Raw genomic sequence first — 19978 nt, 5'->3', positions numbered from 1 at the left:
AACTATGAAACAAATCTCCACCAGCTTTCACTGGTGGGGATTCGTAGTTTTTCTATGCACTCAGTCTTGTATTGAGTCATCCCACATTGCCGATTCCCCAATTTTCCCATATTCTCTCACCATTAATTCTGATGAATAAAACCAACATGAGATAACACTCTGAATGGTAGACCAAATTTTAACCTTGAAAGAGGTGGCTGCTTACCTGAAGTTAGCCGAAAAAACAGCATATAGATTAGCAAGCGAAGGAAAGCTTCCTGGTTTCAAAGTCGGCGGTTCTTGGCGCTTCAAACGTGAAGACCTTGAAGCGTGGATAGAAGAGAATAAGAGCAAGCAATGACATTAATAAATCTCAAAGACTTAGAAGCGCACCTTTGGCATGCGGCCCACATCATTACGGGACCAATTGACGCTTCAGACTACAAAACCTACATCTTCCCAATCCTATTCTTTAAGCGCATCTGCGATGTTTACGATGAAGAATTCGAAGAGGCGATGGATCAAGTGGGTGACGAAGAGCTTGCGAAAGGCGATATGTTTCACCGCATTCAAATTCCAGCTAACTGTCATTGGAAAGATGTGTTTGCAGAAACCAAGGATATCGGCCAAGCCCTAAAAGATTCATTCCGTGGCATTGAGCTAGAAAACCCACAGCTGCATGGCATTTTTGGTGATGCGAGCTGGACCAACAAAGAGCGTCTATCAGACGAACTGCTATCGACACTACTCAACCATTTTAACAAGGTTAACCTTGGTGTATCGAGTGTACGTAATGATGACATGGGCCGTGCTTACGAATATCTCATCAAGCGCTTTGCAGATAAAGCAAACAAGAAAGCAGGTGAGTTCTACACACCGCGTACCATTGTTCGTCTTATGGTTAATATTCTAGACCCACAAGCTAACGAAAGCGTTTATGACCCGGCTTGTGGTACAGGCGGTATGCTGCTTGAAACCATCCACCATGTTAAAGAGAGTGGCGGCGACCCACGTCTTCTAAAAATCAAAGGTCAAGAGAAGAACCTGACTACCGAAGCGATTGCTCGAATGAATTTGTTCCTACACGGACAAGAAGACTTTGAAATCGTACGTGGTGATACACTTCGTGATCCTAAGTTTTTGAAAAATGACCAACTAGAAAACTTTGACTGCGTAATCGCAAACCCTCCATTTAGTTTAAAAGAGTGGGGCCACGATTATTGGACCAGTGATCCATACGGTCGTGCAAACTTTGGTTTAGCGCCCAAAACCAACGGTGATTTCGCCTGGGTGCAGCATATGTTTGCTTCATTGAATGATAAAGGACGCATGGCGGTCGTGTTGCCACATGGTGTACTTTTCCGTGGTGGAGCAGAGGGTAAAATCCGAACCAAGTTGTTAAAAGAGAACCGCATCGTTGCAGTAATCGGTGTAGCTTCAAACCTGTTCTATGGTACGGGCATCCCCGCTTGTATTCTCGTATTGCGTAAAGCGAGACCAGAAGAGCATAAAGATCATGTGCTGATTGTGAATGCGGAAGAGATCTTCACGAAAGGTCGAGCGCAAAACACCTTGTCAGAGCCTCAAGCCGATGAGATCTACAACATCTATCAGAAGATGCGCACCAAAGGTCCGAAGGCTGATGACATTGAAGGTGTCGCACGTTGGGTGTCACATAGCGAGATTGAAGAGAACGATTTCAACTTGAACATCGCTCGTTATGTACAAAAGCCGCTAGAAGAAGAAACCATTACCGTAGAAGAAGCGTTGAAAGACTTCCAGCAAAAATTAGCCGCCTTAGAAACGGCTGAACAGGAGCTCGAAGCTTTGTTGATCAAGGAAGGTTTTGAAATATGAAGTTAGAAAAATCTTATTCAATTGATCTTAAACGAAACATTTCTCCTGTAGAAGCAGATCTTAAATATCGTGAAGGTAAAATTACATCCAAGTTTGCATTTGAATGTCCTGATGACAATTGCCATGCAGCGGTAACATGCGCCAATTTGGATAGATCAAAAGAAAAAAGAAAAATAGATCCTTACTATAAAGTCGTTGAGGTGCATTCCGAACGATGTTTGATAGGAAAAGATCTTTCTGGGGTTAAGAGAAAGAAATCTAAATATTCCGATTATTCTGATACTGATGAATATATTTCAAATGCAGTTAGGTTGAACTTGCGTCCTCACAGCACGAAGAGACCTGTTGAAAAAGACGGCGTGTCGGAAGATGAGTTTGTCATTAAAGGACGACCGATACGTGAAAGTGATGGAGAAGAGGGCAAAAGGAAAAAACAAGCTTCGAAAGTACTTTCATCCATGGTTGATTCATTTTTGAACGATGAAAACATCTTAGTGCAATTACCTGAAATAGGTACTATGCCAATTCAAGAGTTGTTCATTGAAATTGATGGGCAAAAGATAGAAAACTTTGCTGATGAGTTTAGAATCTACTTTGGCAAAGCATGGTTCAATAAGTATGAAGCTGGCTATTCAGTCGTTTTTGCAAATAGGCTAGAGCATGACGAAAATGCTGTACGCCCTTCGTTTTTTATTCCTAATAGTTTGATAGAAGAGACATCTTACCGACTATTTCAAGAGAAAAAGCTAAATGGGTTATTGGATAAAAAGCCAAGGCTAGTTTTTATTGCTAGTGAAACTGGACCTTTCTGCAAGGACAAATACATCAATTTCTGGCTTGAAGGGCTTGAATACTTGGAATATCGCTCACAATGAACAAAAACAAACTAGAAGACCTACTGTGGGGCGCTGCCGAGTTCCTACGTGGGCAAATCGATGCGTCTGATTACAAGCAGTACGTATTCCCACTGCTGTTCTTTAAACGTCTGTCAGATGTATATCTAGAAGAGTATAACGAAGCGCTAGAGCTGCACGAAGGTGATGCCGAATATGCAGCGATGTCTATGTATCACCGTTTCGATATCCCAGAGGAAGCAAGCTGGGAGAAAGTTCGCAACACGAGTAAAGACATTGGTGAAGCGATTCAAAATGCACTGCGTTTGATTGAAGCAAAGAACGAGCGACTACATGGTGTATTTGGTGATGCGCAGTGGACCAACAAAGAGCGCTTGCCTGACCACCTGTTGTCAGATCTTATTCAGCACTTTAGTAAGATCCCACTAGGCATTAAGTCTGTTGCTCAAGATGATTTAGGTGAGGCCTACGAGTACTTGATCAAAAAGTTTGCCGATGACTCAGGCCATACTGCAGCCGAGTTCTATACCAACCGTACCGTTGTGCATTTGATGACTAGAATCATGAAGCTCAAACCTGGTGAGAGTGCGTACGACCCAACGTGTGGTACGGGCGGCATGTTGCTTAACGCGGTAATGGATTTACGCTCTCAAGGTGAAGAGTGGCGTGGTGTTCATTTGTACGGCCAAGAAGTAAACTTGCTAACCTCTGCAATTGCACGTATGAACATGTTCCTGCACGACATTGAAGAGTTCGATGTTATGCGTGGTGATACTTTAGGCGACCCTAAGTTTATTGAGAATGATCAGCTTAAACAGTTTGATGTTATTTTCGCTAACCCGCCGTATTCCATTAAAAAATGGAACCGTGAAAAGTTCGCCGCTGACCCGTATGGCCGCAATATGTACGGCGTACCACCGCAAGGTTGTGCGGATTACGGCTTCTATACTCATATCATCAAGAGTTTGAAACCCGAGACAGGCCGTGCAGCCATGCTTTGGCCTCATGGGGTATTGTTTCGTGATTCAGAACAAGCGATCCGCAAGCAGGTGATTGAATCTGACATCATTGAAGCAGTGATAGGCCTTGGGCCAAATCTATTTTACAACTCGCCAATGGAATCGTGCGTGGTGGTGCTTAACTGCAATAAGCCTGTTGAGCGCAAAAATAAGATTCTCTTTATCAATGGCGTAGAATATGTCACCCGAGAACGTGCCCATAGCCGCTTATCTGATGATGATTTAGATGTGCTTTGTGAAGCTTACTTCAAGCCTGAAAATCAAGGTGATATTACTGCGTTGGTTGATTTAGATATTATCGGTGAAAACCAATACAGCTTATCTATTCCACTTTACGTGAAAGCTAAGGTTGGTGGGGAAGTACATGATACCGAACACGCTATTGAGTCATGGAAAATGAGCCGAGTACAACTGAAGAATCAAACTAATAATCTCTTTAATAGCCTCGCACAGTTAGGTTACGAGGTAAAGATCTATGACTGATAAGCAAACTGTAAAATTCGGTGATATCTGTAAAGAAGTAAAGCTAACGACTAGAGATCCTATTGGTGATGGCTATGAGTGTTACATCGGCCTTGAACACTTGGATTCTGGTTCTTTAAAGATAAAGCGCTGGGGAATCATTGCCGAAGACAATCCAAGCTTCACGCGAGTGTTTAAGAAGGGGCATATCCTTTTTGGTAAGCGACGCCCTTACTTGAAGAAAGCGGCGATTGCAGAATTTGATGGGATCTGTTCTGGTGACATTATCGTGATGGATGTTAAGCCTGATCATGAAGTATCTAAACTTTTGTCCTTCATTGTTCATTCTGAGGGTTTTTGGAACTGGGCTGTAAAAACCTCTTCTGGTTCATTGTCTCCTCGAACAAAATTCAAAGAGCTACAGAAGTATGAAATTGAGCTTGGGGGAAAACACTCGGTAACAGACATTGCAAAGATACTGCGAGGCGCTAATACGGTTAAGCAAAAGCTAGATGATGCATCAGAAAGTATTTCTGATGCATTTGATAATATTATTACTAATGTCATGTCCGGTGGTTTCGAGAGAAATGAATCGTTAACTAGAACGAAATACTTGAAGCACAATCCTTTTTGGTCTGTTAAACCTTTGTCAGAACTGGTAACAAGAGTAAAGAGAGGTCCGTCACTGTCTACAAATGAACGCGGGATTGGTGTTCGATATCTTACATCAGGAAATATACAAAATAGTAAAGTTGATATGAGTTCTGAAGTGAAGCATTTAGAGGGATATGATGCTTTAGAACAATGTCTTGTTTTACATAAAGATATATTATTTAACTGCGTTAACAGTATGACTCAGGTAGGAAAAGTAGCTTATGTAGATGATGATACTTTTTCAGAGGACGTTATCGTTGGTTTCAATAATTATGCTCTAGAAGTTAATGACACAATAGTCATCCCTAAATTTCTTTATTATTTCATGAGAGATAAGAGGTTTTTACATCGAGTAAGGGCTTTAGTTAAACCAGCAATCAACCAAGCTAGTTTTGCCTCGAAGGAGTTGAATCATATGCTAATTGCGTTTCCATCGATTGCTGAGCAAAAGAAAGTTGTAGACTTGCTTGATCAGACTTCAGCACTACTCGAGTTAAGCAAAAACCATGGACATAATTGCTCAAAGGTTCAGGTCTGCCTTAGTCATTCTTTAGGAATTTAAAATGTTTAACGAACAAACCGTCACAGAAAATGGAATCATTGACCGTTTACAAGGTTTAAGTGGAGTAAGGTGGAATTACTGCCATGGTGAGAGCTTGCCCAAGCAAACTCACGATATTTTCGTTGATACTTGGCTCAAAGATGCGCTTTGTTCGTTAAACCCTGATATTGGTAACAATCCTGATTATGCCGATGAAGTGATTTACAAACTTCGTGGCTTGATGTTGGAAGCTAAGCATACAGGCTTAGTTAAAGCCAACGAGAATTTTCATGAATGGTTGATGGCAGAGAAAAGCCTACCGTTTGGTGAAAATGGTGATCACATCACTATTAAGTTGATTGACTTTGATACCCCTGAAAATAACCACTTTGTTGTTTCTCAACAGGTTCACTTCATTGCCGCGACAGAGGTGTTCTTTGACATCGTTCTCTACGTAAACGGCATCCCATTGGTGGTGGGGGAAGTAAAATCAGCGACTCGCCCAAGTGTGACTTGGCAAGATGGCGCTGCTGATTTTATGGGCGGCCAAAAACACTATTGGAAAAATGTTGAGCCCTTCTTTGTGCCAAACCTTTTGTGCTTTGCTTCTGAAGGACGCACCTTTGCTTATGGTGCAATTAATGCGCGAGTGAAAGATTGGGGTCCATGGCATAAAACCGATCAGCGAGATGAAATTCCAGCAAGTTTAGCAACTGTGCTTGATAGTTGTGAAGGATTGCTGAATCCAGAAACCTTGCTGCAAATGCTAGAGTCCTTTGCTCTGTTCTCAACAGTGAAAGCAGGGAAAGACACGCCACCTAAACGCATTAAAATTTTACCGCGTTACCCTCAATTTGAAGCTGCAAAACAAATAGTTGAGCGTGTAAAAAAAGGCTACCCGAAAAAAGGACTTATCTGGCACTTCCAAGGCTCAGGCAAGTCTTTGCTTATGCTCTATGCTGCACGCATGCTTCGTGCTGATAACAAATTGAAAAATCCAACCGTGTTAATTGTGGTAGATCGTCGAGATCTCGATAGCCAAATTAATGAAACCTTCGGTGGAGCCGATGTTAAAAACCTCATCAAAGTACAAAGCTGTAAAAAGCTTGGCGAGCATATAGAACAAGATAGTCGCGGTATTTTGATTACTACAGTCTTCAAGTTTAAAGATGTCGAAATTGATGAGAGCAATGAAAACGGCCTAAATAGTCGTGACAACATTATCGTGCTGGTGGATGAAGCACACCGCACTCAAGAAGGCTCTCTCGGCGATAAAATGCGCTGGGCGCTGCCTCAAGCTCACTTCTATGGTTTAACAGGTACGCCGATTTCTGGTATCGACCGTAACACCTTCAAGCTCTTTGGTGCCGAAGAGGATGAAGGGCGTTACATGAACCGCTACAGCTATAAGCAATCCATACGAGATAAAGCGACCAATGCAGTGAAGTTTGAGCCTCGTTTGGCCGAGCTTCGTGTGGATCGTGCAGCGATTGATGAAGCCTTTGAACAAATGGTCAAAGATAACGACCTAGACGATGACGAGAAAATGGCATTGTCTAAACGTGCTGGTCGTCTTGCGATTATGTTGAAGGCGCCAAAACGCATGACGGCGGTAAGTGAAGATATTGCCAATCATTTTGTAAGCCATGTAAAGCCAAAGCAGATGAAAGGCATGGTTGTGGTCTATGACCGAGACGCTTGTGTTCAGATGTACTATTTACTCGGTAAGAAACTAGGCTTTGATGCGGTAGAAGTGGTCATGAACGTTGACCAAGCACCAATCAAAGATGAAGACGCAAGTAAGAAAGGCAAGGTTAACAAGGACTGGCGTAAATGGAAGCAAGACCTTGAGCTGCCTATCAAAGAGTCCGACTTTGAACGTTGGCAAGAGATTGATGGTAATGACCAAAAGCAGAAGAGCCTGATTGAGGATTACAAAGATCCAAAACAACAACTTCAACTGCTGATTGTTACCGCAAAACTGTTGACCGGATTCGATGCGCCTATCTGTTACTGTATGTACTTAGATAAGCCATTACGTGACCATACTTTGTTGCAGGCAATGTGTCGTACTAATCGTTTGTACGAGATGGACAATGTTAGCAAGCAAATGGGCCTCATCATTGATTACCTTGGCGTATTTGAGAACTTGCGTACCGCACTCGCTTATGATCCTGAAGAAATCGACGGCGTGGTAGAAGGTATTGAGGCCTTTAAAGAGCTCCTGCCTGCTCAGCTAGATAAGTGTTTAAGCTTCTTCCCTAACGTCGACAGAACTATCGATGGCTTTGAAGGTATTATGGCTGCGCAAGCTTGTTTACCTACCAATGAAAAGCGTGATGAATTTGCAGCCTCTTTCGGTGTATTAGCTAAGTTATGGTCTGCGATTCACCCAGATGCTTTCCTTACGCCTTACAGAGCTGATTATAAGTGGTTGGTACAAATCTATGAATCAGTCCGCCCTGTCGGGCAGACAGGCTCTCTCGTGTGGGCTGCGCTAGGCCCAGAAACCATCAAGATGATTCACGAACATACTGATATTAATCGCATTCGTGATGATATTAATGAGTTGGTTATGGATGAGCACGCTATCTTCACGTTGACTGAGAAAGAACAAGAAAAGCGCGCAAGCCAGCTAGAAATCGATCTAATGGGCCGTCTGCGTGGCAGCGGTAATCCTAAGTTTATCGCTCTCGGTGAGCGCTTAGAGAAATTACGCCAGGATTATGAAGCGGGCGTAATTAAAGCAATAGACTGGTTAAAGGGGTTGCTTGATACGGCCAAAGATACTGTGCAAGCCGAACGTGAAACAGGTGACTCACCAGTAACCCAAGAAGATAACAAACAAGCGCTTACCAAGCTGTTCTTAGAAACACGACCAGAGAGTACGCCAAAGCTAATCGGCGATGTAGTAGAGCAGATAGACAAGATTGTAAAAGCCAAGCGCTTTAAAGGCTGGCAAAGCTCGAACAGTGGCCCAAGAGAAATTCAAAAGGCACTGCTACTGACACTAGCCCAGTTTGGTTTAGGAAAAGACAAAGAGCTGTTCGCCAAGGCGTACGGTTATATTGAAGAGCATTATTAGGAAATACAAAATGCCGTGGACTAATGAGCATATTCAGTGGCTACAAGATACAGGAAGTGTTTTAACACTAGCGTGCGGTAAGCAAGCGCCTGTTTATCGGTTTCATCACGATGTAAATGATCAAATTAAAATGTCCGCGTGGGCTAAGCACTTTAGGAATCACTATTGTGACGATAATCAAATAGATTTATTTAAGGCTCCAGGGCAATCCCGTGCTGATTATTTACTATCGATGAGATTTCCTAGTAGCACGACCGCACCAGGTCCAAGTATTCGAGCAGGAGATTTTTCTGAAATACTGGTCGCAGATTATTTGACGTATTTACATGACTACACGGTTCCTAGAACGCGTTATGACCGAAAAGGTGTGCCGAATGAATCTACCAAGGGCTCTGATGTGTTGGCTTTTAAGTATAACCAAGCCAGCCCTGTTGATGATGAGCTGTTAGTCTATGAAGTTAAAGCTAAGTTAAGTGCGGGACCTAAACCAATGCTTCAAGAAGCGATAGAACACTCAGCGAAAGACCACTTACGCTTGGCAGAATCTCTGCATGGGATAAAGCAAAGGATGATTGATCGAAATGAGCTGACTAGTGTTGGCATGATCAATAGGTTTCAGGATTCTGTAAATCAGCCTTATCAGTTGAGGTTCGGTGCTGCTGCGGTCTGTTCTGATAGCGCGTATGATGCAACTTTGCTCGCTGAAGCTGATACCACAGCGCATCCGCATGCACAAGATTTGGAGTTATTAGCTATTCAAGGAAGTGAGTTAATGGCACTTGCTAACGCACTTTACGAGAGGGCTGCTCATGAGATTTGAGAATCAATCTGCAAAGCTACTCTCTATTACTAAATCTAAGGCAAAGATGCACGAGTTTGGTTTAGATGAAGAGCACCATATTCGTTTAACTGAATCGCCAACCAAATTACTATTAATGACAATTGGTATTTTAGGCGATTTATGTCAAGAAGAACTTTCTGCTGAAAAAGACGCCGCTACTTACGAATTGAGAAAGGGCGAAATCCGAAATGTAGCAAGGTATTTCGATGCTCTGATTAGTTCAAAACTACAAACTGAATATGAATATTACCTTTGTCTGTTAGGTGCTGCATCATACTATCTTGCGGATATGCCTGGCAGCGCCGTTGTTTTGTCCAACAAGTTTGATGAATTGAGAGTTGATTTAACTGCCTCAAGAATTGAGAAGTTGTTGGAGTGGTTGTTAAAAGGAAGCTTTGTAGAGCCTCTACGCTTGGATGAAGAAACCACATTAGCCCCTTTGATGTTAGAACTATCTGAGTCGATTAGTGCCTATATTGGTTCAGACATAAGTGCTCGGTCTAACACTCTCAACACGTCTAAGAGTATTCGTAGATTCTGTCACGAAAATGGCAGTGATCGAGAACTACTGATAGCAGATATAGTTGCTTCGGTTGTCGAACGTAAGATGAATAATGCTTCAATCAACCTACTTCCTGCTTATACAGGTTTACCAGTTGAGGCTTGGCTTCCATCCTTGGCTAAGAAGACGTTTGTTAGTGAGTTTTGGCCTGCTCAAAGGTTACTAGGAGAGGCAGGGGTCTTGAGCGGACAGTCTGCGGTAGTTCAGCTCCCCACCAGCGCGGGAAAAACAAAATCAGCAGAGCTAATAATTCGTTCATCTTTTTTGTCTGGTAGGGCGACTGTTGCGGTAATTATTGCTCCTTTTCGTTCGTTATGTAGGGAGATTAGTTCCTCACTTTCTTTGGCGTTCGCTGGTGAAGACGTGTTAGTTAATCAACTTAGCGATGTTCCCCAGATTGATGATTTTGATGTGGAATTATTCTTACAGCTCTTTGGTAAGGCAGAAAAAACGCTGAGTGAGACACAAACTATTGTGGTTGCTACACCCGAAAAGCTAGTTTACCTGCTACGACATAAACCAGAATTAGCTGGGGCTATTTCGTTAGTTATATACGACGAAGGACACCAATTTGATACTGGTGCTCGAGGGGTGACTTACGAGCTACTTCTAACGAGTTTAAAAAGAAAGTTGAGAGAGCAGACCCAGCACATATTGATTTCCGCCGTGTTATCAAATGCGGAGTCTATAGGCGACTGGCTTTATGCTGGAGAAGGTAGTGTCGTTAATGGTGCAGAGTGCTTATCTACAGAGCGAAGTATAGCTTTTGCTAGCTGGCGAAGAGGTAGAGGGCAGTTCCACTATGTTGAACCTTTTAATATAGATGAAGAACAATTTTTCGTTCCTAGAGTAATGGAATCGCTAAAGCTTCCTAAGCGAGGCAATGAAACAGTTCAACGGCATTTCCCTCCCAAGGATGATAAGTCACTAGTTGCAGCGTATTTGGGTATCAAACTGTCTGAGCACGGTCCTGTAGCTGTATTTTGTGGCCAAAAAAGCTCAGTTATAAAGATTTGTCGAGAAGTCCTTAAACCGTTGGAGAGAATTGAGCAACTCGATGATCCAATACGTTACAGTGATCAAGATGAAATCCAGAAAATTGGGAAGTTGTCGGAACTGCACTTAGGGAGTAGCTCGGTTGTTACGAAAGCGATAAAACGAGGAGTTCTGCCTCATAGCGCAAACATTCCCAATGGCCTGAGGGTATCTGTTGAGTATGCAATGGAAAATGGGCTCGGCCGTTGCGTTGTCTGCACATCAACCTTAGCTCAAGGTGTGAACCTACCGATTAAATACCTAGTTGTTTCAGGTGTATTTCAAGGTGAGAAGTTGATATCCACTCGAGATTTCCACAATTTGTTGGGTAGAGCAGGCAGAGCAGGGAAGCATACAGAAGGTAGTATTATCTTCGCAGATACCGAGTTATTTGATAATCGCCGTACTTCAAAGTGGAGACAGTGGGTACAAATGAATCATTTGCTAGACCCATCTCAATCAGAGAGTTGTTTAAGTAGCCTCTTAACTTTGGTTCAGCCTTTTGTTGATGACCCATTCAACATTGATCCTATCAAGCAGATACAGTCACCCGAAAAATATGAAAGACTTAGTATTCAGGCCGCTGATCGCCAGGGGATTGATATCACAAGCCTACTGAGACAAATGCAGCAACGGGTAGGTTACATAGAAAGTCTTGAAAGCTATCTGCTTGCTAACCTCGCTAGCAATGAGATGCTTGATGGTGAGGCTTTGACTGAACTTTGCTATGGAACATTTGCTTATAACCTTGCTTCTGATACTGAAAAAGAAAAGCTAGTACAAGTTTTCAAGGTGGTAGCGGAGCGAGTAAAGCAAATTGAAGTCGAAAAGCGTCCATGTTTTGGTAAAGCTCTTCTGGGTATCAATGAGCTACAGTTTCTTGAAGGTTGGTTAGTGGATAACATAGGGGCTTTAGATGAAGGCGCGGATGTTTTAGGTACGTTAGAGTCTCTCTGGCCTGCTATAGAAAACTTAGGCATGAATAATAGCCTGGGTAAGCTTATCGGTGAAAATGCACCACTGCTTGTTGCTAAGCAATGGTGCTCTGGTGTTTCGTACAATGAAATTTTATTGAAAGCGAAGAGAGAGAATTTCAAATTAAGGGCCGGTAGTCAGCAATGGAATTTGAAAATAGAAAACATTACTGACATTTGTGACGGTGCTTTGGGCTACGAAGTGATGTTGATAGTTGGTGCGTGTGCTGACTTAATAGAAAGCCTATTTGGTAACCAACCACTTGCTGATTCCTTGCGTGATTTACAGCTGTCTCTCCGTATAGGATTGTCGGATCACATTGCGAAGGAGTTGTATGCTATTGGTTTGGCTGACAGAGCTGTAGCTTCGATCATATCAGATAGTATTGTTAAGTCTGGTGCTGAGGTGACCGAGTATGGCAAGAGGCTCGCTGTAGCTCATCGGGCAATTATCGAGCCTGAGTTGCACAAACTCCCAACAGTATTTTCCAACTCTCTTTATGGATACGCATAGCCTATTGGGAGACTAATTGATAGGTTTATATTACTTTTAATTGCTTGGCTCCAGTAACAGAAAGGCTGCCTTTGGCGGCCTCCTCTATATGTCCGCTCCACCAGCTCATCATAGGGCGGCGGCGTTCAAGGTAGTCAGTACGGTTATAGGCGCTACGCACTTGGTTATCATCGACGTGTGCCAGTGACGCTTCGATCAAGTCACGGTCAAAACCTTGTTCATTGAGAGTGGTACTCGCTAGCGATCGTAAACCGTGGCTAACAAGTCGACCTGCAAACCCCATACGCTTTAGAGCCATATTTGCCGTTTGGCTGTTACATGGTTTCTTCGGATCGCGATCTGAAGGAAAGATAAATTCACGATGGCCGCTTATCGGCTTCATTACATCTAATAGCGCCAGCATCTGCTCACTGAGCGGGATGCGGTGCTCCCTTCTTTTTTTCATTCTCTCTGCGGGAATGGTCCAAATTTTCTCATCCCAGTCAATTTCGTTCCAACGCGCGCCAGAGGCTTCGGCAGGACGTGTCATAGTGTGAAGTTGCCACTCAATTAAACAACGAGTGGTACGCTTTATACTGGCATGAGCGATAGCTCCCATGAGCTCTGGGAGCTCTGTCGGTGCCAATGCGGCCATATTTTCTTTTTTGGGCTTTTTAAAAGCAGCACGAATACCAGTCAGTGGGTTGGCTTGGATTAGGCCACAGTTAGCAGCATAGTTCATCACCTCATTTAGTCTTTGAACTAGTCGCTTAACTGTTTCCAAGCTACCTTTGGCCTCAATTGGCTTAAGAAGTTCTATGACTTGTGGAGCTGTAATTTGCTTAACTGGTGTATCAGCGAGGGAGGGGAAAATGTGTAAATCAAGAGAACGCCAAATATCAACGGCATAGTCAGGGGTGACATCGTGTTTTTTGATTTCAAACCATTCTTTAGAAACATTCAAAAATGTATGTTCATGAACCGCTTTGTGTTCCTGTAACTTTTGCTCTTTATGTTCCTGAGGATCAATTCTTTGTGCGATCAACTCTCTTGCTTCTAGAGCACTTTTTCGTGCTTGTACAAGAGAAACATCTGGATAGCGTCCTAAGTTGAGATTTGCTCGTTTGCCATTTGTTGGTCTGTAGTAATTAAGTTGCCATTGTTTAGAGCCACTTGGCAAAACCCGTAACTTTAGACCTTGGCCGTCAACAAGGCTGTACTCTTTTTCCTTGGGCTTCGCGTTTTTGACTTCTGTTGCAGTGAGCGGTTTCGTTTGTCTAGGCATGTTAGGAACCAAAAGGAAGGAACATTATACTAAGGTTCCTACAATGGTTACTAAAAGTCAAAGATGTAGTGAAACGTCCTGAGATACCATGACACGCTAAGTTGTTGATTTTTGGTTGTTGCAGGCAAGAAAAAAGACGCCATGAGACGTCTTTAAACTATGAATTGGTGGAGCTGGCGGGAGTTGAACCCGCGTCCGAAAACCATTCATCTTTGGTACTACATGCTTAGTCGATCTTTAATTTCACCACCGCCTGCGAACCGACACGCTAACGAATGGCTAACCTGAATTAATTCTCGCGGTTCATCCCTCAGGTGGGGGAATCCACGCCAGCTTGATTGGGTTTGACCTTCCTGATTTCCCCGTCTTACAAGCGGAAGCTAGGGAGGAAGGGCTCTTAGCAGGGTATTAAGCTGCTAGTGCGTAGTTTTCGTCGTTTGCGACTATTTTTTTGCGGTTTGTTAACGAGGCCTACCGCACCTCGGCATGCACCTTAGACTTCAAAATTCCCGTCGAATCCTGAATCAGCCCCAAGGTATTGTTCGCATACTACCAGAAAAGCTTTTGCTGTCTAGCCATATGCGTTCAAGTGGTTAAGATTAACGCAGGTTATTGCTCTTCATAACGCGAGCTTTCTGGCGCTGCCAATCTTTGTCTTTCAAATCTTCACGTTTGTCGTGCAGTTTCTTACCTTTTGCGACACCGATTTTGATTTTTACCCATGAGCGAGACCAGTACAGCGCGGTGGCTATCAAAGTCATCCCTTCACGGTTAATACGACCAAATAGGTTATCGAGTTCACGACGTGACAAAAGCAATTTACGCACACGAGTCGGGTTAGCGACCACGTGCGTTGAAGCTTGTTGTAGTGGTGTAATCGTCATCCCGGAGATAAAGGCTTCTCCGTCACGCAGGAATACATAGCTTTCTGCGATGTTGGCTTTACCCTGGCGTAGAGATTTAACTTCCCAGCCTTGTAGCTCCATGCCAGCTTCGATTTCATCTTCAATGAAATACTCATGGCGAGCTTTTTTGTTCAGCGCGATAGTGTTGCTACCCGCTTTTGTGTTTGATTTTTTCTTTACCATAGTGGGCGCATTATACGGATTGGTGAAAGGTTAGGAAATGCTTTTCTTTGCGTAGCATAAGGTTAACGACTGTTGAGCTCAAGAGGGATTTACGCAGTAACTTGAGGTCGTGCAGGGATAAAAGTACAATCCCTGCAACGTGATATTCCCGATTGGCCGATAGAAGAATGAACTTCAGTATAAAAGGTTGGTTGAACAAGAATTCTGGGTAATGTGAGGAGAAAAGATGAAGCAAGTCAGCCGTTCTGCCCTGGTGTCTTTTAGTGCAGATCAGATGTTTCATTTAGTGAATGATGTAGCTCGTTATCCGGAATTTTTACCGGGATGCTCTGGCTCGCGTGTTATTGAAGCATCGAGTGAGAAAATGGTGGCGTCTGTAGATGTGTCAAAAGCGGGCATCAGCAAAACGTTTACCACCTCTAATGAATTGAATCATGGTGAATCGATCATCATGAATCTGGTCGACGGCCCGTTCCGAACTCTGCGTGGTGGCTGGTATTTCACGCCGCTGGATGAGCAGGCGTGTAAGGTAGAGCTGAAACTGGAATTTGAGTTCTCCAGTAAGATGATCGAGATGGCGTTTGGTAAGGTGTTCAACGAACTCACCAGCAATATGGTCAATGCCTTTACGAAACGTGCCAAACAGGTATATGCGCTATGAGTATTGAATCCGACATGATTCACGTGGAAGTGGTTTATGCGCTTCCGCATGAGCAGCGTGTACTGACGCTGGTGGTGAATAAAACCATGACGGTTGAAGAAATCATTCAGACCTCAGGGATCTTGCAGATGTACCCTGAGATTGATCTGAGCAAAAACAAAGTGGGTGTTTTCAGCCGCAACGTTAAGCTGGACGCAACAGTACGTGATCGTGACCGAATCGAAATCTATCGCCCGTTGTTGGCAGACCCGAAAGAGATTCGCCGTAAGCGCGCTGAACAGGCAAAGGCTGCAGGTACTGCGGATCCGGTAACGGGTGGCAAACCAAGTGCTTCGCGAAAAGCAGATACGGAATAATATAAAAATAAAAAAGCTCGCTTAGGCGAGCTTTTTTCATACCCGATCAGTTCAGGCTTTCAAAGAAGTTGTCACTTTGCTGGAAGTCGCCAGCGATGTTGACTAAGGTGCCACCGTTGTTAAAGCTCACGACCAAATTCTTCTGAACAGGATCTTCGTGGCCAGCTGTGTGGTGGTAAATGTAATACCAGGTATCCGGGTAACCGTTTTCAACCAGCATAGGTGAACCCAGCACGAAGCGGACCTGTTCTTTTGACATACCAAACTTCAACTGATCAACAGCCTGCTGTTCGATGTAGTTACCTTGGTTAATATCGATACGATAAACCAGACGTTCTAGGACAGTACAGCCAGACAGCATGGTCAAGGCTAGGGGAAGGGCAACAAGCCACTTGGTAAACTGCATATTCAAAATTCTATAGCTGATGAAACTCAAAACTGGGGTGATAATAAACAAGCTCAGAGCAGATGTAAAAACATCCTGTATCCTCTGAGCTTGTTGAGACTACGATTTTTGAATTAGGTTGCAAAGCCTGAACAAAAAATCCATTTTTTGTGCGCTAGGCAGCAATCAGCAGTTCTTTGGCATTGGCCAGCGTAGATTCGGTGATTTGGCTTCCACCTAACAGGCGTGCCAGTTCTGCCACACGTTGCTCCTGATCGAGCTTGACCATTTGTGTTTCGGTTTTTCCGCCTTTGGTTTGCTTAGCCACAAACAGCTGATTGTGGCCGCAGCCGGCGACCTGAGGTAAGTGAGTGACACAGAGTACCTGAGTGGATTCGCCCAGAGTGCGCAACATTTTCCCGACGACAGCAGCCGTTGGGCCCGAAATACCCACATCCACTTCATCGAAGATCAAACTTGGCGTATCCACTTTCTGCGCAGTGATGACCTGAATCGCGAGCGACATACGTGAAAGTTCACCACCAGAGGCGACTTTGGCGATCGGTTGCAAAGGCTGACCAGGGTTGGTGGAGACCAAGAAAGTGACAGAGTCAAAGCCGAGTGGCGAAGGATGTCCACCTTGATTGCAAACATCAATCTTAAACTGTGCTTTCTCCATGCTGAGTTCATGCATGCTCTGACTGATGAGCTTATCCAGTTCTTTGGCGTAGCGACTGCGCGATTTATTCAGTTTTTCTGCCGCGGAAACAAATGCCTGATATTTCGCTTCTACTTCAGCGGCCAGTTCATCCATTTTCTCTTCTGAGCAATCCAATTGTGCGATCTGTTGGAGTAAATCCTGATGATGTTGATAGAGCTCCTCCGGCAGCACGTGATGTTTGCGTGACAGCGACATGATGCGCGAATAACGCTCTTCCACAAATGCCATGCGCTCGGGATCGACATCAATACTGTCCAGGTAACCACGCAGCTCGCTATTGGCTTCTTCCAACTGGATCATGGCTTCTGAAATCATGTTCGGCAGCGCGCCGAGTTTGCCGTCTAATTCTGCCAGCTCAATCAGGGTGTGGCTGGCGGATTGCAGAATATTCAGCGCATTGACTTCTTCACCTTCGTACAAAAGTTCGATGGCTTTTTGGCAGTTGATCGCGAGATCGCCGCTGTTTGACAGGCGTTTGTGTTCTTGTTCGAGTTCCGCATACTCTTCTTCACCGATCGCCAGCTCGTTGAGCTCTTTGATCTGGTACTCCAACAGCTGCAACTGGGCCAGATTTTGTTGGCTGTTTTCTTTCAGTTGCTTCAATTGGTTGTTGGCCTGACGCCAAGCTTGATAGGTCAAGCGTGTTTTTTTTAACAAGTCGATGTGCCCGGCATACTGATCCAGCATAGTCAGTTGATATTCCGGTTTCATCAGTTGTTGGTGGGCGTGCTGACCATGAATGTTGATCAGCAGTTGGCCTAGGGATTTGAGTTGCGACAGCGGAACAGGGCTGCCGTTAATGAAGGCTCTTGAGCGGCCGTCTTTAGTGATGGTACGGCGCAGAATGCAATCCTTGCCGTCCAGCAGATCGTTATCTTCTAACCAACGTGTTGCGTGAATATTGTTATCAAGTACAAAAGCGGCGCTGACTTCGGTTTTCTCTTCACCTTGTCGCACCATACTGGCTTCTGCGCGGCCACCTAAACAAAGACCCAACGCGTCTATCGCAATAGATTTACCCGCACCAGTTTCACCGGTAATCGTGGTCATTCCTTTTGACAGCTCAAGCTGCAGAGATTTTACAATCGCAAAGTTATTCACACTTAAATGAGCCAGCATTTTTGCACCTGTATAATTGAACAATACTGTATAAGAAAACAGTATATACTGTTTCTTTATACAGTAAAGTTGTCCAGGTAAAAACTTTTAGCCAGCTGAATGAAGTGTGAGCAAACTCAAAACAGTTTGCTCGACCAGCCGAGTTTGTTACGCAGCACGTGGTAGTAGCTGTAGTCCTGTGGATGGATCAGTCTGAGTACGTTAGGGCTTTGATAAATATGAATTTCATCGCCCGGAGAAACGGGGAGAGAAACCTGACCGTCACAACTTACTTCCTGGGTGCCACGGTTGTCTGGCGACACAATCAGTTTGATGCGCCGTTTACCATCGACCACTAATGGGCGACAAGACAGTGTATGCGGAAACATCGGAACCAGAGTGATGGCGTTAAGGCTTGGCGACAAAATCGGACCGCCTCCCGAGAGCGAATATGCTGTCGAGCCAGTCGGTGTGGAGATAATGATGCCGTCGGAACGCTGAGAGAACGCGAAGTTGTTGTCGATGTACACTTCAAATTCAATCATGTGCGCGATTTTGCCTGGGTGCAATACGGCTTCGTTGAGAGCAGCGTTGTGGCTTTTTACCTGGCCGTGGCGATGGATTTCCGCTTCAAGTAAAAAGCGTTCTTCTTCCAGATAGTTACCCGCCAGAACGTCAAGCAGGCGATCCTGAAAATCTTCCGGATTGAGGTCGGTCAGAAAGCCGAGATTGCCTCGGTTCACACCGATGACGGAGATATCAAAGCGCGACAGGACGCGTGCCGCTCCCAGCATGTTGCCATCACCGCCAACGACAATCGCAAGATCGGCTTTTTTGCCCAGTTCGATCAGGCTACCAAAATGGTCCGACGGGATCTCGGTCAAAATTTCACGTAGTCGGTCGTCAATAAAGACAGACTTGCCCAGAGACATTAACCAGTGGTAGAGATCTTTATGTGTTTGAATAGCTTGTTGATCTCTCGGTTTACCGATGATGGCGATCACTTCAAACGGGTTTTTCATAAGTTTTCCAACCGAATTAGGCTTGAATCAGAATTCTTCATCCCCATAATAAAGGCAAGTTACGCTTTTATGCGAATTTTTGTGTCAGGAAACTAAGAGATTTCAACTCCTAAGCACATAAGTGACGAGAGTTCTGGAGATATCATGAGCAACGAAGAAAACAAGATCAAAGACGAAGAGCTGCAACAAGACGCGGTTGAAGTAGAAGCGGAAGCCGTTGGCACTGATGCTGATATCGATTGGAATCAAGACGCAGAAGAGCTTGATGAAAAAGAAGCGAAAATTGCACAGTTGGAAGCCGCGCTGCTGACCAGCGAAGAGCGTGTGAAAGAGAATCAGGATGCGGTACTGCGTGCCCGTGCTGAAGTGGAAAACATGCGCCGTCGTAGCGAACAGGAAATCGATAAAGCACGCAAATACGCGCTGAGTCGTTTTGTTGAGGAGTTGCTGCCGGTTCTGGATAACCTGGAACGTGCGATTCAGGCTGCCGACGGCGAGAACGAAATCGTGAAGCCGATTCTGGAAGGTGTGGAGCTGACGCATAAAACATTTGTTGATGCGGTAGCAAAATTTGGCCTGAAAGAGATCAACCCAGAAGGCGAAGCATTTAATCCTGAGTTCCACCAGGCAATGTCGATTCAAGAAAGCCCGGATCATCAGTCAAACACCGTGATGTTTGTGATGCAGAAAGGTTATGAACTGAACGGCCGTGTTGTTCGTCCTGCGATGGTGATGGTTGCAAAATAATCCACTGCGGATTTTATGAAAAGAGAGGCATAGGCCTCTCTTTTTTTGTTTTAAATTCGTGCCGGAAAGCTTGTTGTATAAGGAATTTCTTAAGTAAAGCTGTTGGGTTGGTTGATTTTCTTGTGAAACAGGTGGTTAGACGTTAATTCTGATTGTTCTGGCTATTTTTAGTAAATGTTCTAATTTGCGCCATGTAACATTTTTGTAAATAAATGCTTCGGATTGTTATCGGTGTGTGTATTATGCGCGGACGTTTAGC

At 44.3% G+C, this 19978-nt stretch carries 16 protein-coding genes and 1 other RNA gene; 11 read left to right on the top strand and 6 right to left on the bottom strand.

Translation table 11 applies throughout. The annotated features are described in order from the left end of the window. Nucleotides 1-163: 163 nt before the first annotated feature. Genes mads1 through DYA43_RS10530 form a run of 8 tightly spaced genes read left to right on the top strand, consistent with a single transcriptional unit; the run spans nt 164 to nt 12377 of the window. Complete coding sequence (mads1, locus tag DYA43_RS10565) at nt 164-340, top strand: methylation-associated defense system helix-turn-helix domain-containing protein MAD1 (protein ID WP_009842282.1); 177 nt, start codon at nt 164-166, stop codon at nt 338-340. Beyond that, complete coding sequence (locus DYA43_RS10560; protein ID WP_061056782.1) at nt 337-1836, top strand: type I restriction-modification system subunit M; 1500 nt, start codon at nt 337-339, stop codon at nt 1834-1836. Before mads1 ends, DYA43_RS10560 begins: the two co-directional genes overlap by 4 nt. Continuing rightward, entirely contained in the window at nt 1833-2711 is an 879-nt protein-coding gene (locus DYA43_RS10555) for a hypothetical protein (RefSeq protein ID WP_061056781.1), read from the top strand. The genes DYA43_RS10560 and DYA43_RS10555 overlap by 4 nt, the downstream gene beginning before the upstream one ends. Then, nucleotides 2708-4192 (top strand): type I restriction-modification system subunit M, encoded by a 1485-nt coding sequence (locus tag DYA43_RS10550; RefSeq protein WP_061056780.1) that lies wholly within the window; start codon nt 2708-2710, stop codon nt 4190-4192. The genes DYA43_RS10555 and DYA43_RS10550 overlap by 4 nt, the downstream gene beginning before the upstream one ends. Continuing rightward, entirely contained in the window at nt 4185-5387 is a 1203-nt protein-coding gene (locus DYA43_RS10545) for a restriction endonuclease subunit S (RefSeq protein WP_081094778.1), read from the top strand. The genes DYA43_RS10550 and DYA43_RS10545 overlap by 8 nt, the downstream gene beginning before the upstream one ends. Before the next feature lies 1 nt (nt 5388). After that, nucleotides 5389-8451, top strand: coding sequence for a type I restriction endonuclease subunit R (locus DYA43_RS10540; RefSeq protein WP_061056779.1), 3063 nt, complete (start codon nt 5389-5391; stop codon nt 8449-8451). A gap of 10 nt (nt 8452-8461) precedes the next feature. Beyond that, nucleotides 8462-9271 (top strand): Hachiman antiphage defense system protein HamA, encoded by an 810-nt coding sequence (locus DYA43_RS10535; RefSeq protein WP_061056778.1) that lies wholly within the window; start codon nt 8462-8464, stop codon nt 9269-9271. Continuing rightward, entirely contained in the window at nt 9261-12377 is a 3117-nt protein-coding gene (locus DYA43_RS10530) for a DEAD/DEAH box helicase (RefSeq protein WP_061056777.1), read from the top strand. Before DYA43_RS10535 ends, DYA43_RS10530 begins: the two co-directional genes overlap by 11 nt. Nucleotides 12378-12402: 25 nt before the next feature. On the opposite strand, the gene DYA43_RS10525 is transcribed toward DYA43_RS10530, so the two are convergent. The 3 genes from DYA43_RS10525 to smpB form a co-directional block, all read right to left on the bottom strand. Then, the gene (locus tag DYA43_RS10525) at nt 12403-13641 is read right to left on the bottom strand and encodes an integrase domain-containing protein (protein ID WP_055467111.1); all 1239 of its coding nucleotides are present in this window, start codon (nt 13639-13641) and stop codon (nt 12403-12405) included. A gap of 165 nt (nt 13642-13806) precedes the next feature. Further along, nucleotides 13807-14173: a transfer-messenger RNA gene (gene ssrA, locus DYA43_RS10520) on the bottom strand. Between the two features lie 67 nt (nt 14174-14240). After that, nucleotides 14241-14729 carry an SsrA-binding protein SmpB gene (gene smpB / locus DYA43_RS10515; protein ID WP_020328134.1) on the bottom strand — a complete coding sequence of 163 codons (489 nt, stop codon included), beginning with the start codon at nt 14727-14729 and terminating at the stop codon, nt 14241-14243. Between the two features lie 226 nt (nt 14730-14955). Here smpB and DYA43_RS10510 point away from each other — a divergent pair, with 226 nt between their 5' ends. Both DYA43_RS10510 and DYA43_RS10505 read left to right on the top strand, forming a co-directional pair. Beyond that, complete coding sequence (locus DYA43_RS10510) at nt 14956-15390, top strand: SRPBCC family protein (RefSeq protein ID WP_020328132.1); 435 nt, start codon at nt 14956-14958, stop codon at nt 15388-15390. Further along, complete coding sequence (locus DYA43_RS10505; RefSeq protein WP_020328131.1) at nt 15387-15746, top strand: RnfH family protein; 360 nt, start codon at nt 15387-15389, stop codon at nt 15744-15746. Before DYA43_RS10510 ends, DYA43_RS10505 begins: the two co-directional genes overlap by 4 nt. Nucleotides 15747-15792: 46 nt before the next feature. Here the strand turns inward: DYA43_RS10505 and bamE are convergent, their stop codons facing one another. From bamE to nadK, 3 genes are all read right to left on the bottom strand, one after another. Next, nucleotides 15793-16152, bottom strand: coding sequence for an outer membrane protein assembly factor BamE (gene bamE / locus DYA43_RS10500; protein WP_024374098.1), 360 nt, complete (start codon nt 16150-16152; stop codon nt 15793-15795). Between the two features lie 154 nt (nt 16153-16306). Beyond that, nucleotides 16307-17971 (bottom strand): DNA repair protein RecN, encoded by a 1665-nt coding sequence (gene recN, locus DYA43_RS10495; RefSeq protein WP_020431423.1) that lies wholly within the window; start codon nt 17969-17971, stop codon nt 16307-16309. A gap of 116 nt (nt 17972-18087) precedes the next feature. Then, complete coding sequence (gene nadK, locus DYA43_RS10490; protein WP_020328128.1) at nt 18088-18972, bottom strand: NAD(+) kinase; 885 nt, start codon at nt 18970-18972, stop codon at nt 18088-18090. Between the two features lie 144 nt (nt 18973-19116). Between nadK and grpE the strand changes: the two genes are divergently transcribed. Continuing rightward, nucleotides 19117-19719: a nucleotide exchange factor GrpE gene (grpE, locus tag DYA43_RS10485; protein ID WP_020328127.1), complete on the top strand. Its 603-nt coding sequence runs from the start codon at nt 19117-19119 to the stop codon at nt 19717-19719. The last annotated feature ends 259 nt before the right edge of the window (nt 19720-19978 follow it).

The organism is Vibrio fluvialis, assembly GCF_900460245.1.
GTDB lineage: Bacteria > Pseudomonadota > Gammaproteobacteria > Enterobacterales > Vibrionaceae > Vibrio > Vibrio fluvialis.
Note: the sequence above shows the minus strand (reverse complement) of the source record. Positions and strands in the feature narration are given on the sequence as shown.